The organism is Lachnospiraceae bacterium JLR.KK008, from assembly GCA_037015955.1.
GTDB lineage: Bacteria > Bacillota > Clostridia > Lachnospirales > Lachnospiraceae > VSOB01.
In genome coordinates, this window is the sequence record CP143548.1 from 2,206,496 (window position 1) to 2,223,933 (window position 17,438).

20 protein-coding genes and 1 tRNA gene are annotated in these 17,438 nt (G+C 49.0%); 3 read left to right on the forward strand and 18 right to left on the reverse strand.

Annotated features, from left to right (window positions below; genetic code table 11):
- The first annotated feature begins 50 nt into the window (after positions 1-50).
- Complete coding sequence (locus tag V1224_11060; GenBank protein WWR15023.1) at positions 51-1,496, forward strand: alanine/glycine:cation symporter family protein; 1,446 nt, start codon at positions 51-53, stop codon at positions 1,494-1,496.
- Positions 1,497-1,558: 62 nt separating this feature from the next.
- On the forward strand, positions 1,559-1,936 hold the full coding sequence (locus tag V1224_11065; protein ID WWR15024.1) for a BlaI/MecI/CopY family transcriptional regulator: 378 nt from the start codon (positions 1,559-1,561) through the stop codon (positions 1,934-1,936).
- Here the strand turns inward: V1224_11065 and V1224_11070 are convergent.
- The 10 genes from V1224_11070 to nrdR form a co-directional block, all read right to left on the reverse strand.
- Positions 1,921-3,222, reverse strand: coding sequence for a DUF6070 family protein (locus tag V1224_11070; GenBank protein WWR15025.1), 1,302 nt, complete (start codon positions 3,220-3,222; stop codon positions 1,921-1,923). The genes V1224_11065 and V1224_11070 overlap by 16 nt on opposite strands.
- A 153-nt stretch (positions 3,223-3,375) precedes the next feature.
- On the reverse strand, positions 3,376-4,680 hold the full coding sequence (locus tag V1224_11075; protein ID WWR15026.1) for an SH3 domain-containing protein: 1,305 nt from the start codon (positions 4,678-4,680) through the stop codon (positions 3,376-3,378).
- 41 nt (positions 4,681-4,721) lie between these two features.
- Positions 4,722-4,793, reverse strand: a tRNA-Arg gene (locus V1224_11080).
- A gap of 133 nt (positions 4,794-4,926) precedes the next feature.
- Positions 4,927-5,817, reverse strand: coding sequence for a DUF5688 family protein (locus tag V1224_11085; protein ID WWR15027.1), 891 nt, complete (start codon positions 5,815-5,817; stop codon positions 4,927-4,929).
- Positions 5,818-6,014: 197 nt separating this feature from the next.
- Positions 6,015-6,572, reverse strand: a complete 558-nt coding sequence (efp, locus tag V1224_11090) for an elongation factor P (protein ID WWR15028.1) — start codon at positions 6,570-6,572, stop codon at positions 6,015-6,017.
- Positions 6,573-6,642: 70 nt separating this feature from the next.
- Positions 6,643-7,083: a type II 3-dehydroquinate dehydratase gene (gene aroQ, locus V1224_11095; protein ID WWR15029.1), complete on the reverse strand. Its 441-nt coding sequence runs from the start codon at positions 7,081-7,083 to the stop codon at positions 6,643-6,645.
- Complete coding sequence (locus tag V1224_11100) at positions 7,080-7,589, reverse strand: shikimate kinase (protein ID WWR15030.1); 510 nt, start codon at positions 7,587-7,589, stop codon at positions 7,080-7,082. The genes aroQ and V1224_11100 overlap by 4 nt, the downstream gene beginning before the upstream one ends.
- Positions 7,582-8,460: a shikimate dehydrogenase gene (aroE, locus tag V1224_11105; protein ID WWR15031.1), complete on the reverse strand. Its 879-nt coding sequence runs from the start codon at positions 8,458-8,460 to the stop codon at positions 7,582-7,584. The genes V1224_11100 and aroE overlap by 8 nt, the downstream gene beginning before the upstream one ends.
- Positions 8,457-8,957 carry a YqeG family HAD IIIA-type phosphatase gene (locus V1224_11110; GenBank protein ID WWR17471.1) on the reverse strand — a complete coding sequence of 167 codons (501 nt, stop codon included), beginning with the start codon at positions 8,955-8,957 and terminating at the stop codon, positions 8,457-8,459. Before V1224_11110 ends, aroE begins: the two co-directional genes overlap by 4 nt.
- A gap of 67 nt (positions 8,958-9,024) precedes the next feature.
- The gene (gene nrdR / locus V1224_11115; protein WWR15032.1) at positions 9,025-9,474 is read right to left on the reverse strand and encodes a transcriptional regulator NrdR; all 450 of its coding nucleotides are present in this window, start codon (positions 9,472-9,474) and stop codon (positions 9,025-9,027) included.
- Between the two features lie 131 nt (positions 9,475-9,605).
- Here nrdR and V1224_11120 point away from each other — a divergent pair, with 131 nt between their 5' ends.
- On the forward strand, positions 9,606-9,863 hold the full coding sequence (locus V1224_11120) for a YlmC/YmxH family sporulation protein (GenBank protein WWR15033.1): 258 nt from the start codon (positions 9,606-9,608) through the stop codon (positions 9,861-9,863).
- On the opposite strand, the gene V1224_11125 is transcribed toward V1224_11120, so the two are convergent.
- The 8 genes from V1224_11125 to V1224_11160 form a co-directional block, all read right to left on the reverse strand.
- Positions 9,835-10,452 (reverse strand): thymidine kinase, encoded by a 618-nt coding sequence (locus V1224_11125; GenBank protein ID WWR15034.1) that lies wholly within the window; start codon positions 10,450-10,452, stop codon positions 9,835-9,837. The genes V1224_11120 and V1224_11125 overlap by 29 nt on opposite strands.
- Positions 10,453-10,487: 35 nt before the next feature.
- A complete protein-coding gene (locus tag V1224_11130) occupies positions 10,488-11,393 on the reverse strand; it encodes a hypothetical protein (GenBank protein ID WWR15035.1) in 906 nt (301 codons plus the stop codon).
- Between the two features lie 247 nt (positions 11,394-11,640).
- Positions 11,641-12,765 carry an acyltransferase gene (locus tag V1224_11135; GenBank protein ID WWR15036.1) on the reverse strand — a complete coding sequence of 375 codons (1,125 nt, stop codon included), beginning with the start codon at positions 12,763-12,765 and terminating at the stop codon, positions 11,641-11,643.
- A gap of 102 nt (positions 12,766-12,867) precedes the next feature.
- Entirely contained in the window at positions 12,868-13,647 is a 780-nt protein-coding gene (sigG, locus tag V1224_11140; protein ID WWR15037.1) for an RNA polymerase sporulation sigma factor SigG, read from the reverse strand.
- A 134-nt stretch (positions 13,648-13,781) separates the two neighbouring features.
- The gene (gene sigE, locus V1224_11145) at positions 13,782-14,522 is read right to left on the reverse strand and encodes an RNA polymerase sporulation sigma factor SigE (GenBank protein ID WWR15038.1); all 741 of its coding nucleotides are present in this window, start codon (positions 14,520-14,522) and stop codon (positions 13,782-13,784) included.
- A 13-nt stretch (positions 14,523-14,535) separates the two neighbouring features.
- Positions 14,536-15,339 (reverse strand): sigma-E processing peptidase SpoIIGA, encoded by an 804-nt coding sequence (locus V1224_11150; GenBank protein WWR15039.1) that lies wholly within the window; start codon positions 15,337-15,339, stop codon positions 14,536-14,538.
- 242 nt (positions 15,340-15,581) lie between these two features.
- Complete coding sequence (locus tag V1224_11155; GenBank protein WWR15040.1) at positions 15,582-16,910, reverse strand: FtsW/RodA/SpoVE family cell cycle protein; 1,329 nt, start codon at positions 16,908-16,910, stop codon at positions 15,582-15,584.
- Between the two features lie 4 nt (positions 16,911-16,914).
- Positions 16,915-17,244: a PadR family transcriptional regulator gene (locus V1224_11160; GenBank protein WWR15041.1), complete on the reverse strand. Its 330-nt coding sequence runs from the start codon at positions 17,242-17,244 to the stop codon at positions 16,915-16,917.
- Positions 17,245-17,438: the final 194 nt, after the last annotated feature.

Below are 17,438 nucleotides of genomic sequence, written 5' to 3' on the forward strand. Positions count from 1 at the left end.
AGTTAGACACTGCTACGACCTAACATGTCAATTCTAAGGAGAATTTAACTATGACTGTTTTCAACGCGATCGGCCAGGCTTTCATCAACCTCTTTCACGCTGTCTATACGATATTGTGGGGCGACCTCATTACAATCCCCCTGCCCGGCGGAAGCTCCCTCGGGCTTCCTCTGCTGGTACTGATCCTGATCCCTTCCGGTATCTACTTCACCGTACGGACCCGTTTTCTTCCCTTCCGGCTCTTTCCCGAAATGCTGCGGATCACCGCAGAGAAAAGAAAAGTATCCCAAAAAGGCGCCATCTCAGGTGTGCAGGCGCTGATTGTATCGACCGCAACGAGAGTCGGTATGGGCAATCTGGTTGGCGTTGTGGCCGCCATCTCCGCAGGCGGCGCAGGCGCAGTCTTCTGGATGTGGATCATTGCCCTGCTCGGCTCCTCGACAGCCTTTGCCGAAGGGACGCTGGCACAGCTCTATAAGGAAAAAGACCCCCTCTACGGAGGATTCCGCGGCGGCCCGGCCTACTATATCCATCATACCTTTCTCAGGAAAGGCAATAACCGCAGGCATTCCGTGATCGCAGTCCTGTTTGCGCTCTCCGGTCTGATCTGCTGGTGCGGCATCAGTCAGGTTATCGGCAACTCTGTCTCCTCCGCTTTTGAAAATGCTTTCCGGATTCCGCCCCTCTATACGACAGTCGTCCTTGTCGTCATCGCCGCTGTCATTGTCCTGCGCAAAAATGCCACCGTGAAAGTACTCGATGTGATTGTGCCCGTTATGGCCGTCTGCTATTTTGTGATGACCATCTTTATCATTGTTAAAAATATCGGACAACTCCCTGCCGTCTTCCAGACGATCTTTCTGGAGGCATTCGGGCTGCGTCAGGCAGTGGCAGGCGGATTCGGCGCCGTCATCATGAACGGCGCAAAGCGCGGTCTCTTTTCCAATGAAGCCGGCTCCGGCTCCGCTCCCTGTGCAGCGGCTGCCGCCGACATCAGCCATCCGGCAAAAGAAGGACTGCTGCAGGCGTTCGGTGTGTTTATTGACACCATCGTTATCTGTAGCTGCTCGGCCATGATCATGTTGCTGACTCCCACTGAATTGACTATGGGAACGGAAGGTATGGACCTGCTGCAGACTTCCATGCAGTACCATCTCGGGTATCCGGGGGTAATTTTTATTGCCGCCATCCTCTGGCTGTTCAGCTTTTCCACTTTTATTGGTATTTTATTTTATGCAAGTTCCAATGTCGCCTACCTCTTTGGGGACAACTGGCTGTCCCAGACACTGTATAAGATCCTTGCTCTGATCATGCTCTTTATCGGTGGGCTTGCCGCCTATACCTTTGTCTGGGACCTGGGCGACATCGGCGTCGGTCTGATGACAGTCTTTAATATGATCGCCCTTATTCCTCTGGCGCCAAAAGCACTGAATTCTCTGCGGGACTACGAACAGCAGAAAAAGCAGGAGCAGGCAGAAAGCGCCTCTCCCGATTGACAGTTTTCCAAACAGCGTTTACAATATTTTTATTACATTTGTAGGATTATGGAGGGATCGATATGCGAAGTCTGCCTCAGATCTCCGAAGCGGAATTCGAAGTGATGAAGATCGTATGGAAACACGCCCCGATCAGCACCAACGAGATCACGGAAAAATTATTACAGACTACGTCCTGGAGTCCCAAGACGATACAGACCCTGATCAAGCGCCTTGTAACCAAAGGCGCTCTCACTTATGAGAAACAGAGCCGGGTATTTGTCTATACCCCGCTTGTGAAAGAGCAGGAATATATCGGGGCGGAAAGCAGTTCATTCCTGAACCGCTTCTATGACGGTGACATCACTGCCATGGTGTCATCCTATCTGGAAAATGATAAACTCTCCCCGGAGGAGATCCGCAGTCTGCGCGCGCTCCTGTCTCACTACCGCTCCCCGTAGACCGCCTTCCACTGCGCTTGTGTCAGACGGGGTGTATGCCATCTTGTCTCACCTCCCTCTTCTGAGGGAAGGACCCGGTTGGACACATACTGTACGCTCCCGTTTTCACCGGGACGGACTGTCACTTCATGGGTATGCGCTCTGGACAGCCCCGCCTTTGGATATACCGCATGGACAGTCAACGTGATCGTACTGTCGCCGTTCTCCCTGTATGCCGTCACCTCGGGATAGGGGTGCGAAGACTCCGCCTCATAAAATCCTCTTGGCCGATATTCATAAACCCGCTCCTGCGGAATGTAAACAGTTTTCTCCCGCAGGGTTTCGCTGTCTATACGCAGATAAGATTGGAGGACAAATTCAAAAGACTCCTGCGGGATGTCGTATACCGCACCTTCATTCAGATCATCCGCCGTCCTGTAGGGAACCGGCCTCCCGTTCACCCGTGGGTAAAATTTATCATACAGATCATAAAAATTCAATTCACCGAAATCATCCTCACTCCAGTCCGTGAGAAACATATTGTTATGTTCATAGCCGACAGGAAAGATATATTCTTCGTTCATTTTTCTGCATTTCCCATCCAGCGGCCATATCCGCAGAGCCGTATATTCCTCCGCACCGCTCAGCATCAGCACATAAGTCTGTTCCGAAAACCACTTTCCGCAAAACATCAGATACCCTTCCGGTGTGTACTTCCAGTCTTCGGCCTGGTAACTGATCGAATCCGTTCTCTGCATAAAGCCGTTTCGGTATTCGTAGCGGCTTCTGACGATCTCCATCTGTCCGCTTTCCACATTCAGATCATACACTGCAGTTTCGCCGCGCCCGCCGACCCGAATCACAGTCAGCGACACATCCTCCCCGGCCTCTGCCGCCTCGCAAAATCGCATTGCCTGCTGCGCACCTGTCATATCGACCTGATTTCTGCTGTCCACTGCCACATAGCCGTGTTCCCCATACCAGCTGACAATGCTGTGGATTACCTGCGGATCGCTGAGTCTGCCTTCCTCCGCCGCCCGTAAATAAATGTCCTCGCAGATCTGTGCCATCTCCGATTCCAGAAGTTCCCGTTCCGTCATCTGTGATTCCGCGGGCGACGCTGCCGACTCTACCTTTGGAGACTCTGACTCCGTCATCTGCGGCGGCGCCTGCAAGGCATCCCGTGAAACGCTGCCACATCCCAAAAGGCAGCATAAGATCGCCATTTGCATTAGAAGCAGGCTCCTTTTTCCAAACAGAACAATCTTTTTCCCGTCCATCTCCACTCTCTCTTCTCCTCTTTTCAACCTTCTATCCTCTCCAATCAAATTATTACATATGTAAGATTTGAAAGTCAAGACAAATATCGGAAAGCCGAAGGAATTTTTATATGACAGAACATAATAAAAAAAGCATCGTTGACACTCTGTCTCCAGACTGTCAATGATGCCTTTTGTCTGCTATTCTACGAACTCTGTCTTCACATAGCCGGTCTCACCGTTATATTTCACTTTACACCAGCCATCGGCCTGCTGCATGACGAGCTCCAGCTTATCGCCCTGATAAATGACCCCGAGCCGTTCGCCGTTCTCATTGGCGGAAGCACGCACATTGACCGTTGTCTTTGCCGTCACTTTACCGTCCTTGCCTACCAGCCCTGTACTCGTACTGCTGCTCTGTTCCGGCTGCGATGCCCCCTGCTCCTGCTGTGACGCCTCCTGCTGCTCTGCTGCCGGCGTATCCGGATCATCGACCACATTTACAATATCTACAAGGTACTCTGACTTGATAAAGGCCTCTTTGCCTTCAAACGTTACCTTGCTCCAGCCATTTCCCTTCTTCTCCAGCAGCGGCAGCTTCGTCCCTTTCTCTGCCTTGCCGATCTTATCTGCGGTCTCACTGTCAGAACTTCTCACATTGACGGTATCCGTCGTCTCCACTTCCGTCACCTTAGCCTTTGGTTCCTCAGGCGTTTCCGCCTCCTGTGGTTCCTCCTCTGCCGAAGCTACCTGTGGCTGTGCCTCATCGGCCTGCGCAGCAAGCGCCATTGCCTCCGCTACTTCTTCCTTGATCTGATCCGGAAAACCGTTCATAAATTCTGAGAGCGCACTGTCTGCCCCTACTGTCTCGTTATATTTGGCCTGCACCGTATTGCACAGATTGGTCACATCATCCTGTGCAGAGAGCTGTGTATAATACGAAAACGTATTATCATCCACATCCCCTTCATAAATATAATATTCACCGGATTCATTTTTAAATAAGACAAACGTTGTCAGCGCCGGCACAGGCGTCTCAAAATCATAGAACTTTACTTCATTATACACATACGCCAGATAAGCGCCGTCTGTCAGTCCCTTTTTCGTATAGCAGATCAGATTGTCATACTTTTCAATATATTCGCTCTTTTTCTCGATACGCAGCCGATCCTGTTCACTGATATAGTTCATCATCCCTTCAATCGTCGTCACATCGCCGTCCGCCAGGGCTGCGTAATATCTGTTCATAAATTCGTTGACCGCCGCTACCGCATTTTCCTCAAGCGGCACCGAATAGTCAAGAGACTCCTGCTCACTTTCGGCCGTCTCCTGCCCGATCTCATCCTCATTCTTTCCTCTGGAAAACACGGCCACACCTGCCAGGAGGGCAATGACGATGACCGCTGCAACCGGAATGGCGATCTTTTTATTCTGAGCGATCCATTGTACTCCTTCTTCGAGAAGCAGAACAATCTTTTCTTTCCAGCTTCCTGAATTTTGCTCCATAGTTTTTTCAATCCTTATTGTTTAGTCAAAGCGATGTAAAATGCACCCGACAGGAATCGAACCTGCATTAAAGGCGTCGGAGGCCTTCGTTCTATCCGTTAGACTACGGGTGCATACAACTAAGTTATTACAAAATTATTACATCGCTTTGACTATAATAACATAACTTATCGTAATTGTCCAGTCTCTATCTTTTTATATTTGATAATAATTTTTTCCAGCTTTTTTACTGTTTCCTGTCAGATGTTACAAGATCGTCAGTTTTTCTCTCTCCCTGTCATAATAATAGACAGAATCGGAGAGTATTTCCTCCGGCCTCACCTGTGTCCGGTTCATATTACAGACAAGTCTTCTGAGCTCTTCCGGGGACTCAATCCCTTCGGGCAGTAAGATCACTTCATGGACCGAACTCGGCAAAAGATAAAAATTAGTTTTCATCTGCTCCGAGAACTGCTGCAGCACGTCCGGAAAACAGATGGCTGCCGCGCCAAACAGTTTTCTCTCATTCGTCAGTACATACATCTGTGACTGCTGCTCCTCTCTATGTACCACAGTCTGTGTTCCAGCCATCGATTCCATAATCTGATCCACCGATTCGATCCGGGGCGCAGACATACGCCTTGTGTTCTCTTTCGCGAGCGCAAATAACTGCTCCTCACTGATCCCCCACAAATTCATATTTACAAAACGGACCAGTATTGTGGCGCTGCCCAGCATATCGTGCAAAATCCTGTAATAACATACAAGCGCCAGATCGAGAAAGCGCACATGCGGTACTGAGGACAGCAGCTCTTTGTTCGTCTCATAATTGATCAGCTTACAGGCAACTCTCTCCCTGACTTGTGAGAAGTCTGTAAAAAACCGCAGATCGACCCTGCCTTCGATTTTACTCTCCCCGTAAATGCGGATCACTTCCTGTATGATCTCACAAAACGGTTTTCCCTCTTTATATTGTTCATACATCGGCTGCAGGTAAATAGTCGGAGAGAGGTTCGAGTTCTCATTTCCGATCGTCAGTCCCGGATAAATCATTCCATTGTTCTTGCGTATCTTGTGTATCTCTACCTGATACGATTCTCCATAGTATTCGGCGATCCCTTTCCGGATCTTCTCTGAAAATGCTTCAAATGTTATCATTAATTTTCCTTTCTCATTTTTCTTTTCCTCCGCATGAGTCAGTACAATCGGGCAGGTTTACCCTCACCTGCTCCCGCGCGGGCGTCTGTCAGCTTCTGCTGACATTTTTCTTCGGATGCCTGTGTACATAAAAAAAGAGACAATAGAATTCATATCTATTGTCTCATAAGCGCTTCTGATCAATGCAAATCCTTCCGTTACACTCTTGACAGATATTCACCTGTCCGTGTGTCGATCTTGATCACATCACCGATTTCTACGAACAGAGGAACCAGTACATTTGCTCCTGTCTCCACAGTCGCCGGCTTCGTAGCACCCGTTGCCGTGTCTCCCTTGAATCCAGGCTCCGTCTCTGTGATTGCGAGCTCCACGAACAAAGGAGGCTCAATGGCAAACACATTGCCATTATGAGAGCAGACTTTTACCATCTCATTCTCTTTCACAAATTTCAGCGTATCACCGATCGTCTCCTGATTGAGCGCAATCTGATCATAGGATTCGACATCCATGAAATGAAACAGATCCCCGTCCGAATATAAATACTGCATGTCTTTTCTGTCGATACGTGCCTGCGGACATTTCTCCGTAGGTCTGAATGTTTTCTCGACAACGCCGCCGTTGATGATATTTTTCAGTTTCGTTCTCACGAAAGCAGCACCCTTTCCGGGTTTCACATGCTGAAATTCAATGATCTGGTAAATGTTATTATCTAGCTCAATGGTAATGCCATTTCTGAAATCACCTGCAGAAATCATAGTCTATTCCTCCTAATGTCCTCACGTTATAATTCCAATATAGTTTATACTATATTCTGTTCTTTTTCAACTACTTTTTCCCAATTAATCCGCAAATTGTATCGATCGCCATCAGATACCCTTCCAGTCCGTGCCCGTAGATCTGATCATCACAGGCAGGTCTGGTCACTGACACCTTGCGAAAATCTTCCCGCTTTGTAATGTCAGAAATATGGATTTCTATCTTTGGCATGGACACGCTGGCCAGTGCGTCATGAATGGCATAACTGTAATGGGTGTAGGCACCTGGGTTGATGACAATGCCCTCTGTGCCGTCGCCGTAGGCATCCTGTATCCGGTCAATGATCGCTCCCTCATGATTGCTCTGGAACACCTCGATCTGACAGCCTCTCTCCTCACCCTTCTCTGCGATCATATGCAGCAGGGCATCATAGTTCTGTGTGCCGTAGACTTCTTTCTCTCTGATGCCAAGAAAATTAATATTTGGTCCGTTGATCACTAAAAGTTTCATCTTATCTTCTCCTCTATCTCTGCCAGAATCTCCTCAAAGTCTTTTCCGTCTGTGCTGACCGTCACATCTGCCACCGCCTCATAGGCAGACGCCCGCGCTGCCATCAGCTCCCTGATCCGCGCGCACGCGTCGCCGCCCTGCAAAAGCGGTCTCTTCGTGTCGTCCTTCAGCCTCTCATACACCGTTTCCGGACTGACCTTCAGATAGACTACTCTGCCCAGTTTTTTCAAGAGCGCTGCATTCCCCGGCTGTACCGGAAGTCCGCCGCCGGTGGCAATGATCTTATCGCTCTCCGTCTCCGCCAGCTTTATGACCGTCTGCCTCTCCAGTTCCCGGAAATATGCCTCTCCTTCCTCTGCAAAGATCTGTGAAATCTCCTTCCCCTGCTCCCGTTCGATCACTTTATCCGTATCCAGAAAAGAGTGGCGCATGTAATAGGACAGCCTGATACCGATCGTCGTTTTGCCGCAACCCATAAATCCGATTAAAACGATATTGTCATTCATAGATTCCCATTTCTTTCTTCATCATTATCAGTATTTTCTCTGCTTCCGCTTCCTCTACCGTGACCTGATTCCAGAGCTCATAGGCAAGAATCCCCTGATAGACAAGCATCTTCAGCCCATTGAAGGCACGCCCTCCCTGCTCCTGTACAAGGCGCATAAACTTTGTCCGGGAAGGTTTGTAGACAAGGTCATAACCGGTATGTATTTTCTGGTAAAAGGCCGGCTCCCCGATCACTGCCTCTTCCGTATGCGGATGCAGCCCCACGCTCGTAGCCTGTACCGCCAGATAGCCGCCGCCGGGTATCTTTCCATATTCTGCCAGAGGCAATGCCTCGATGCAGTCCCGGCCAAATGCAGTATTCACCTCCCGGGCGATCTCCCGGGCTTTTTCCACGGTCCGGTTTAACAGATATACCTTCCGCACGCCGGTGTGCGCACAGAGAAACGCCACCGCTCTCGCCGCACCTCCGGCGCCGAGCACGATCACTGTCTCCTCCGACAGGTTGATGCCGTCCGATTCCATAGCGCGCTTCAGTCCTGTCATATCCGTATTATAACCTTTGAAGCCTTCCCCCTGACAGACAAGCGTATTGACTGCCCCGATCCTGCCTGCCAGTTCGTCGACCTCCTGCAGGTAAGGAAGTACTTCGCTCTTATAGGGAACCGTCACATTCAGCCCCTGCAGATGCAGCGCCTGTGCTCCCTTTACTGCCACTTCCAGCTCTCCCTCATCTACCGGAAAAGGCACATAGACGAGATTATGTCCCAGATCGCGGGCCAGTGTATTGTGGATCAGCGGCGAGAGCGTATGCGCCACCGGATTTCCGATCAGTCCGCAAGTCCTCGTACTGCCATTGATATTCCCCATCATTTCGCCCTCTCTCTTTTGTAAAAATATAAAACAATCTTTTCAAAAAAACGCTTGATCACAATCTGAATCTCTTCCTTCGGATGAATCGGCGCCACCAGATAAGTCGTCATTCCCACCTTTTTGGCACCCCAAACGTCGGTAAAAAGCTGATCCCCCACAAAAAGCGTATTTCCCGGAATCGTCCCCATCTGCTTCATCGCCCTGCGATAGCTCGCCTCAAAAGGCTTGTTGGCTCTGTGAATGTAGGCCGCACTGACCGCATCACAAAACATCTTTACCCGGGGCTCTTTATTGTTGGAGAGCATCATCACCTGATAGCCGATCGCTGTCAGTCTTGCCATCAGGGCTTTGCTGCGCTGATCGGCGGGCGCGCCGTGAGGCACAAGGGTATTGTCAATGTCAAAAATCACGCCCCGGTGTCCTTTCTCATAGAGCGCCTCATAGTCAATCTCATATGCACTGTCCACATATTCGTCCGGATAAAATCTTTGCAGCATAAAACGTCCTCTCTCAAAAAAGACTTCCCTGTGGAAGTCTTTTTGTTCCATAATTAATATTCATCTATTATTCCAACACCTTTTTCAACTCATCCATGAAGGTATTGATGTCTTTAAATTCTCTGTACACGGAGGCAAACCTCACATAAGCTACCGCCTCCAGATTCTTCAGCTTATTCATCACGAGTTCCCCGACGACCTGGCTGGGCACTTCTTTGTCTTCCATGCTGAAGATCTCTGTCTCCACTTCATCCACAAGCTGGGTAATCTGTCCGGCGCTGATCGGCCTCTTATAGCAGGCGCGCAGTACTCCGGCCTCTATTTTGGTGCGGTCATAAGTCTCTCTGTTATCATCTTTTTTAATAATGATGACCGGTATTGTCTCTACCTTTTCATATGTCGTAAACCGCTTGTCACACTCATCGCATACCCGGCGTCTGCGAATGGAATTGTTGTCATCCGCAGGCCTGGAGTCGATGACTCTCGTATTCTCATGACCGCAAAACGGACATTTCATCTTCGCTCCTCCTGTCTGAAACACTGCCACACACTACATTTCCATTATACAGAAAACGCCGACACTGTGTCAATGGATATACAGGCCGGTCATGCACACCCCGCTCTTTTTTTCATACGATAACATTAAGTATGGAAAAGGCAGGCAGCCGCATGTTATTCTCCTGTTTTCAGAAAAAAGAAGTGATCAATATCAGAAATTGTCAGAAGATTGGCAATGTCGTGGACATCGAATTCGACGAATGTACCGGTCAGATCCATAAGATCGTCATCTCAGAGGGGTTTCATTTCTGTCGCTTTTTTGAAGGCAGTTCCGACATCGTCATCTGCTACAAAGATATTAAACAGATCGGCCCTGACATCATTCTTGTTGATCTGTGCTGCTCGTGAACTGCATCCTCTTTTTCCGCCAGTCAGGCCCCAGATTGCCTTCTTTATAGTGCTTTCGGCAAAGAGCGACGTACTTATCGTCACCGCCCAGGCATACCTGTTCGCCTTCCCGGATAATCTGTCCGTCATGACTGAATCTGGTCGTGCATGCCGCTCCCTGCCCACACCAGCATACGGTCTTCATCTCCTCGATTACATCGGCCCAGGCCAGGAGCCAGATGGAGCCTTCAAAAGGCTCCCTGCGAAAATCAGTGCGCAGACCATAACAGATGACCGGAATGTCACACTCATCCACAACATCCACAAAGAAAGCGATCTCACTCTTCTTGCAAAACTGCGCCTCATCTACGATAATACAGTCATACTTCCTGATCTCCTCTTTCGGATAGTGCACAAAATCTTCCACAAAGCGGCACTTCTTCTCAAGACCCATACGGCTTCTGATGATGCCCTCACCGTCTCTCGTGTCCAGTCTCGGTTTTAACAACAGCGCGGACTTGCCCCGCTCATAGTAATTGTAATCTACCATCAACGCATTTGCCGTCTTGGAACTGCCCATTGCGCCATGCCGGAAATATAACTTTGCCATCTGATTCCCTCTTCTCTCCGATTTCAGACGGATGATCAACCGTCATAGTTTTTCTTGCAGACGGGAATATTGCTTCCCGTATTCCAGTTCATGCCCAGCGCCCGGTATGCGCTGTCAGATACCAGATAGGTGATATAGCTCGATGTGCCGTCGTCACAATATACGTCCACGATATACCATTCTCCATTTATCATCACCACATTCCACATATAATCCTTCAGCGCAGAGCTGTTATTGGCAGAGATGATATACGAGCCGACCCCCATCGCGTCGCAGAGTGCTTTCATCGCCCGGGCATAGCCTTTGGCATTTGCCTCATGATAGATCAGCGCACCCCACGCATCGTCTGCATGATTTTTGTTGCCTTTGGGAGCCAGCACACACGTCTGCACAAGGAAATCATGTGCCGCCCGCACTTTTTTGACATCGCTCATCGACGCCACATTGTTCTGGATCAGAAAGCTGGAGACAGCCGTCTGCACCTGCTGGATTTCCGTCGCGTTCAGGTCCGGTCCATATACGCTTCCCACCGAAAAGCTTCCCCTGTTGTCGCTGGCTGCCGCCCCGGAATTTGCTATATCATTGGGGATTGCCGTTCCATCCTCCTTGGTAATCTTCTGAATCGACGTGGAGGACTCTGTCAACAATTTATCGAGATCAATCTTCTGTCCGGCATTCAATGCCGCAAGAAGTTCCTTTACCGCAGGCCGGTCATCATCGAAAAAAGTATAGTTATAGGTGCCGTTCTCCTGCCTGGTCACGAGCACTTCCCCATAAATATTAGAGTGAATCACACCGCCCGATGTGGCGTCCGCCGGAACCTGTATGGAATCAGAACCGGAACCGCCCGCCGCCACAGCCGTCGCAGGCGCCGTCAGAAACAGTCCCGCACAGAAGATTACCATTCCTTTTTTCATAACATTTTTTTGATACGGTCTCATATTACCGATACCTCCTTTTGTTTTTATTACTTTGTATTGCAAGTTCTCTCCCACGACAGGCGCATGAACGATCAAACTGTGAACGATCATTTATCTTTTTCTGATGCGGGCAGAGAGCCGGAAAGATTTTCGTATTGCTCCGTGCTTCGGATATGGTATTTTCTGATTGTCTTGCTTCCGCCGATGAAATATTTTATAATAGCAAGTCGCAAGCTCAAAAATCTTTCCGGCTCTCTGCCCTGTCATATCAGAAACGCGATACTTGTTCACTCTTTGTTCGTCCATGCGTCTGTCGTGTTCTCTCCGGCTTTTCTTTGCCGATCAGAAAATAGAGATAATGGTTATAGAGAAAAACAATTCCTGCCTCGACAACTGTGATAAACACCGCCATCGTCAAAAACAAGACCCACTCTTTCGCCCTTGTCACATACTGGTTGAGCCAGTAAGAAAAGCGAATGGAGTCCATCATCACTTTAAACTCCATATGGGTCGCCATGATGACAAGAGAATTGGTCCCGAAAAACAGGAGCAGCCTCGAACAGTACATATGTTTGCATATGAGGATGACGCCAAAGGAACCGATGCAGGCGCAGAGCGTGTACAGTAAAAAATTATCAAACACCATAAAGTTCAGATCGACATCCCCATTGAGAAAACATAAAAATCCGTTCAATATCAGGAGCGCCGCACCCGCTGCAAAGCCGAACACTGACCGCTCCTGCCGGCGCTGAAAAAAACGCGCGGACTCATACCCGATCAGCAGAAACGTACAGGACAATACACTTCTCACCGCCATATGCAGAAGCGAACCCACCGTCATCAGGCCCAAATTATGCTCCCAGCCTTCCCAGCTGAGAATCGGCGAAAAATAAAAGATCAGCAGACCGGTAACTGCAAACGAAGCCGCCGTCTTTCTCTCGCTTGTCCTCTTTCGTACCCACAGAAATAAAATCTCCCCGAAAAATAAGGTCGGCAGAAACCAGAGCACCGACACGCCACGCAGGGTCACACTGTAAATGAAAAACTTCCACAGATCCGGGAATTCCAACAATTCGGGCTGAAAGATACAGGTACATATGTTAATGACCATATAGATCAGACTGAACGTGGCATACGGAAGCAGCAGCCCCTTCGCTTTTCGGTATATGATATGTCCCATCTCTTTCCGCTCTTCCTGCGTAATCCGGAGCAGAATGCCGGAGATAATAAAAAACAGCGGCATATGGAACGAAGCGATCACATGATAAGTCGGCGAAAAATAAGGCTTATAGTCAATGGTCTGCACCGAACCAATCAGATGTCCTGCCACCATCAGCACGATGCCGGCTCCTTTTGCCATGTCCAGATAAGTGATGCGTTTTTTCAGATTCATGGATACTCCCCTGCAACTGTTACTTATGAATTGAGTATACTACAAAAACAGGGGCCTGTCATTCCCCTGTTTCTTACAAATCTGTCTTTCTTTATTCTGCTTCTATCCTGCCAGATAATTGCGCATGATCTTTAAGGCATTTTTCTCCAGGCGGGAAACCTGGGCCTGGGAGATGCCGATGATCTGCGCCACTTCCATCTGTGTCTTGCCTTCAAAAAAACGGAGAGTGATAATCTCGTTTTCACGCTCGTTCAGCCGCTTCATCGCTTCCCGCAAAGACAGATGCTCCACCCATGTCTCCTCTTTGTTTTTCTTGTCGCTGACCTGATCCATCACATACAGGGTATCGCCGCCGTCCGTGTAGACAGGTTCGTAGAGACTCATGGGGTTTTGTATGGCATCGAGCGCATAGACGATGTCTTCTTTCGGGATGCCGATCTCCTCCGCGATCTCCATGATCGTCGGTTCCTTGAGATTTTTCTTCATCAGGTTTTCCTTGGCATAAATAGCTTTGTAAGCGGTATCTTTCAGGGACCGGCTGACCCTGATACTGTTATTGTCACGGAGGAATCGTCGGATCTCGCCGATAATCATTGGCACCGCATAGGTGGAGAATTTTACATCGAGCTCTGTGTTAAAATTGTCGATCGCCTTCATCAGTCCGATGCAGCCGATCTGAAACAGATCGTCGGGATTTTCATTGCTTCCGGAAAACCGCTTGATGACGCTTAATACGAGACGCAGATTTCCTTCCGTATACTCGTTTCTGGCTTCCATGTCGCCTTCTTTGATCCGCTTGAATAGCTTTGTCTTCTGTTCGTTGGAAAGAGAGGGGAGCTTCGCCGTATTGACTCCGCAGATTTCTACCTTATTAAGCGCCATAACAAGATTCCTCCTAGATGTTTGTCTACTAAAATGATTCTCACTATGGCGCTTAACTATGCGTGCTTTTATGAAATTTTAAAAAGAACTTTTCGCCCAATATTGTGTCGTTTCGACCCGGCCTGACGACTCTGCTACGCCTCCTTTGCCATCTCTCGTTTCAGCCTTTTGATGATCTTTTTTTCCAGTCTGGAGATATAAGACTGTGAGATCCCCAGCAGCGATGCCACTTCCTTTTGTGTCATTTCTTCCCCGTCCGGTGTTGTCAGGCCAAAGCGCAGACTGATAATTGTGCGCTCTCGTTCCGAGAGCTTGTTCACCGCTTTAAACAACAGCTTTCGCTCCACTTCATTCTCAATATCCCGGTAAATGACATCCTCGTCCGTCCCCAGAATGTCCGACAGGAGAAGCTCATTGCCATCCCAGTCCACATTCAGCGGTTCATCGATTGATACCTCGACCTTAGCTTTATTATTTTTGCGCAGATACATGAGGATTTCGTTCTCAATGCACCGGGAGGCGTAAGTTGCCAGTTTGATATTTTTCCCGGGGTTGAAGGTGTTGATCGACTTGATCAGGCCGATCGTTCCGATTGAGATCAGATCTTCCACTCCCACCCCCGTATTGTCAAACTTCTTTGCTATGTATACGACAAGACGCAGATTGTGTTCGATCAGCGTTGCCTTGGCCTCCTGTTCCCCGTCTGTCCCCAGGTCACTGATGACCTCTTCCTCCTCCATTGCCTCAAGAGGCGGCGGAAGTACTTCCGAACCTCCGATATAGTGTATATCGCCCTGTTTGCGTGCGAGGATGTTAATGTCCCTCCTGATCATGCGAAACTGTATTTTACCCGGTATTGCCACCTTGAAAATCATATACTTGCCTCCTCTATTTTGTTAATGCGGGATGTAATATCATCTGATACGCCGCCTCTGCTGACAGTTTTCCGTCAAACAATCCCACTACCGGCTTCTCTATCTTTATTTTTTCATGTTCCCCGAAAATGATCATCTCTGTGATTTCATAGCCCTCCAGTATTCCGTGCGCTTTCCCGATACTGTGATAGGGAATGGCTCTGAAAACAGCCGGTCTGTCGTCCGCAAAGATCCGTTCCATCGTCTCCCTTTCCACAATCGATACGGGCTTACTGCCAATCGGCTCATACAGACTGTTGCCCGTATCGAGCAGCGCCTGAAGCATCTCCTCCCTGTCCCGCCATCTGACTTTGACAGGCAGCAGGCAGCCGCCTTTGCGTCTCTGCCATTGTCCGTATAAGTAGCTGACGACCGCATAACTGACCATACAAGCCATACACATCCCGATCAGACTGATTCCGTGTTTCCTGAAAAACGGAAACTGCACCGTCAAAAATTCCAGAAAGCCGCCAAGCAGAAACGCAAACCCGTACAGACAGATTGCGGCTCTGCATACCATATGAAAATTCATTTCCGGAAAACTGATCTTAACCATGCCTATACTGATCATTCCATATCCTGCCAGCAGTTTCATCCACACGGGGATCAGCGGAATCACTGTGATGGCACATGCCAGTCCTGCCCCCAACGCCCCGCCTAAAAATATCCTGAAATGCGTGGCAGTACACTTCAGAATCTTTCTGATGAGAAATAATAACAGGGTATCCATGAAGAAATTCAACAGGAAGAACGTATCAATATATAATTGATATTTCACTTATCACCTCCTGTACCTCTCAATGAATCCATTATAAAAATTTCGTCCTGAAATTTTTGTCAAAACCATGCCTGCAACAGGGAATAGTTATTGACAGGAATTTACAAAAAATTCCACAGACATAGTCTCTGATCATAAAAGAATCGCGCATTCAGATATGTTATTATATAAGAATTTCCGATGTGATAACAAAAAGCCTGCGGCATTATGCCGCAGGCTTCCGATAAAAGCACTGCTTCCAATTACACCTCAACATCAGTTCGGAGCTTAAGCAGAGAGAACCTGGCGTCGATATGTTTCGGATATATATTTTTGTATTTATATATGCTGAGTATCATACCTGTCAGACTGTAGCAGACCAGGATGCCGCTCCCTCCGGCCGAGAAAAACGGCAGAAATGTCTGCGAAACAGGGAGCAGTCCGGCATTTTCCAGAAGATTAAGAGAAATATTGGTCAGAAAAACGATACTGCAGCCACAGCCCATGATCATACCAAGCTGGTTCTTCTGCCGCATCGAGATAGAGAACATGCCAGCTGTCAGTACGGCCAGCAGGCAGCAGACTGCGGCCACCGCCAGCAGTCCACAGCCCGAAGCCAGAGAGACGATAATATACTCCCTGTTAAAATTCGGCAGACAGCCGGCAAAATCCACGCCGCTTCCCCCGAGCAGACGGCTGCCTGCCAGAATTTCCCGCAGCTGTGATGTAAGATAATTGGCGTCCCCGCTATTCGAAAAGAAAGCGCGCAGCCTTGCAATCTGATAGATCTCCAGCCACCCGAACACATATGCGGCGCTCAGCCAGGAAGCAGGAAGCAGGAAAATGCCAAGCCAGGACCACAGCAGCACCTTTTTCCCCGGAACAAGAAACCACTGTTTGCCAATGGCCACGGACAACACAAGCGCCATGGAGACAAACAGGATCACCGCCAGACTCAGACAGGGCAGACGGAACGCAGTCCAGACAGGTACGAGCATCCACAGGACCGATCTGGCAATTCCTCCATATCCTGTCCCGTGATATTGGTACACAACAGCGCCGTACAGCGGCACATAGAGCTGCATCAGGGCAAAAAACGCGGCGCGTACCGTCCCCATCCCCAAATGCGAGAACATACCATTGGTCGTCCCGACGCCGCTGTAAACAGCGGCAAGCATCAGCACCAGAAAAAGCAGGGCCAACCCCTTCGCATACCTGCCAATCACACTGTAATCAAGGCAGTAAGTAAAAATCATCAGCACAAATCCCAGAAGAGAATACCGGAGAAAAGACAGGCTCTCCTGGCCGCCAATCAGAAAATGCACGACAATACCAGCGGCACCGATCAAAACCATCAGCGCGATCACCGGCCATGCGACCCGGGGTCTGTGGACCCGGTCCAGAGAGATACCGGCCTCCACCGGACTTCCCATATCCGCGATCGCCGCCTGTTCCGCCGCTTTCACTGTCATCCCCTGCGCGACGTTGTCTGCAATCTGCTCCTCAATATGATCTCTGATCTCCCGCTCTATCATCGGCCATGCTTTTCTACAGCGTATCTGCTCCAGTAATGTATGAATAAAATCTTCCATAACGCTATCCCTCCAACGCCAGCACATCGGAAACGGCCGTACAGTATTGCTGCCACTCTCCTGTCTTCTGACCGAGATGCACTCTGCCCTGTTTCGTAATGCTGTAGTACTTTCTCGTCTTACCCCCGCATTCCTTTTCGTAGGAGACAAGCAGCCCCTTGTCTTCCATTCCATGCAGAAGTGGATACAAAGTCCCCGCCTTCAGCTCAAAGACATTGCGCGAACGCTGACGCAGTGTATCGATCATCTCATACCCGTACATATCTTTCTCCGACAGTAGTTTTAACAACAGCATCGTCATGTTCCCCGACAGGAACGATCTGTCTGTCGCCATATTGGATCCCTCCTTATATAGATGTTCTATGTATAGATTATCTATATAATAGAGCATACGACATTTTCTGTCAATACCTCCCGGCTGATCTCTTCTTAAAAATCTCCGTCTATGACAAAAAACGGCAGAGCCGCTTCTGGCCGTGCCGTAATCTGTCATTATCATTCTCTGTGTTCTTCATTTTAAATGCCGCC